This window comes from Protofrankia sp. Cj3 (assembly GCF_917627355.1).
Taxonomy (GTDB): Bacteria; Actinomycetota; Actinomycetes; order Frankiales; family Frankiaceae; genus Protofrankia.
Genome location: NZ_CAKJTR010000246.1, coordinates 5,563 through 7,024, shown reverse-complemented (window position 1 = coordinate 7,024; position 1,462 = coordinate 5,563). Strand labels below are relative to the sequence as shown.

Below are 1,462 nucleotides of genomic sequence, written 5' to 3'. Positions count from 1 at the left end.
TGGCCCATTCGGTTTGCGCGCCGTAGTAGTTCTTCCGGCCGACGACGCGGTCTCCAGCGGGGCCAGCAGCGCGTGCACGTCCTTCAACGCCCCCGGCAAGGTGCCCTCGGCCAGGTCGAGCCTTTCCGCGGGGGAGTGCCCGAGCAACGGTGTAACACCCAGCGCCAGCGGGCCGTTTCCGCAGGCGAAGGCCCCATCGCTGGTAGTTACCGGAAAATCTTCTGACAGTTCCCAGAGCCGGAAAGTTGACAGTCCCGGCGAACGATCTGTCGCCGTCGTCGGCATCCTGAGCGTCGGCCAACATTGCGGTGGGGTGCTCTCTATCCGGCCCTCGGGGCCGTGATCATGGCGATCACCGCGGTCCTGAGCTCGGCCAGGACTTCCCGCGCCTGCTCGTCCGTGAACGAACGGTCCTCGCAGCGCAGTTCCAGGTTCGCCATGGCCGTGGCGGTGAACAGGGCCAGGAGGAACTCCCGTTCCTCGGTCAGCTCCGGCATGACGTCCTTGCTCAGGACGGACAGGAGCCGGAGGCCCTCGGTGAAGTCCCGGCCCGTCGGCACCAGCGAGTCGCCACTCAGAACAAGCCGGGCCACGAAACGCGCATAACTGCTCGATCCGCGGTGGGCGAGAACATGCTCCGCCAGGGGTTGAATACCGAGATCAATGATCTGCTCAAGATCAAGTTTGCGACCATCCGCACACGCCTCTTCTATCAGCGCGAGCCGGCGGCGGTTGATCGGCACCATCCGATAGGCGTACAGGGCCTCAATCAGGCGGTCCCTGGTGCCGAAATGGTACTGCACCGCGGAGTTGTTCCGCTGGCCCGCGCTCCTGCCGATCTCCCGGAGTGAGACCTCGAAGCCGCGCTCCGCGAACAGCCGCTCCGCCGCGCGGAGAATCGCAGCGGACGTTCCGTCTTCGGTCTGCACTGTTCCGGTGTCCATTCGCGGAAGCAAGGTCGTGGTCTGCCGAACGCCGACCGATGTCTCGGTCAGACGGCGAGCGCGGTGGCGGTGGGCCGGGGCCCTCGACGAGCGCCCCGGCGAGGCATACCCACGAAGTTCAGGCCCTGGTCCGCGGCGGAGCCAGAAAAGAACATACGCGACAGTATGCGCCGCGGCGTCACCCCCCGCGCACGCGACCTGGCCGCGCGCGAGCGCCCGAGTGGGACCGGTCGGCCACGGCGAAGGGTTGTTCGCAACGCATCCACACCGTCACGCAAAGCGCATGGGCGAACCATAGTTCGCGCGTTGCGCCTTCTTCACCAACTCTCTAGGTTTGGTGAGGATAAGACGATGTGTCTTGGAACTGCGCCCCGCGGAACTGGCCGCCCACGCCCAAGAGGAGTCCACCTTCGTATGAGATGGTCACGCACGATCCCTGCTCTCCTCCTTGGCGCAGCCATGTTGATCATCACCGCGTGCGGTGGCGGAACGTCGGGAGCCACGGCCGACAGCCCCGC

Annotated in this window: 2 protein-coding genes; both read right to left on the bottom strand. The window is 66.1% G+C overall.

Going from position 1 to position 1,462, the window contains the following annotated elements:
• A partial coding sequence (locus MJ783_RS21430; RefSeq protein ID WP_239313236.1) for a hypothetical protein occupies nucleotides 1–285 on the bottom strand: 285 nt, incomplete at its 3' end.
• A gap of 35 nt (nucleotides 286–320) precedes the next feature.
• Nucleotides 321–929 (bottom strand): TetR/AcrR family transcriptional regulator, encoded by a 609-nt coding sequence (locus tag MJ783_RS21425; RefSeq protein ID WP_239313233.1) that lies wholly within the window; start codon nucleotides 927–929, stop codon nucleotides 321–323.
• Nucleotides 930–1,462 lie beyond the last annotated feature (533 nt).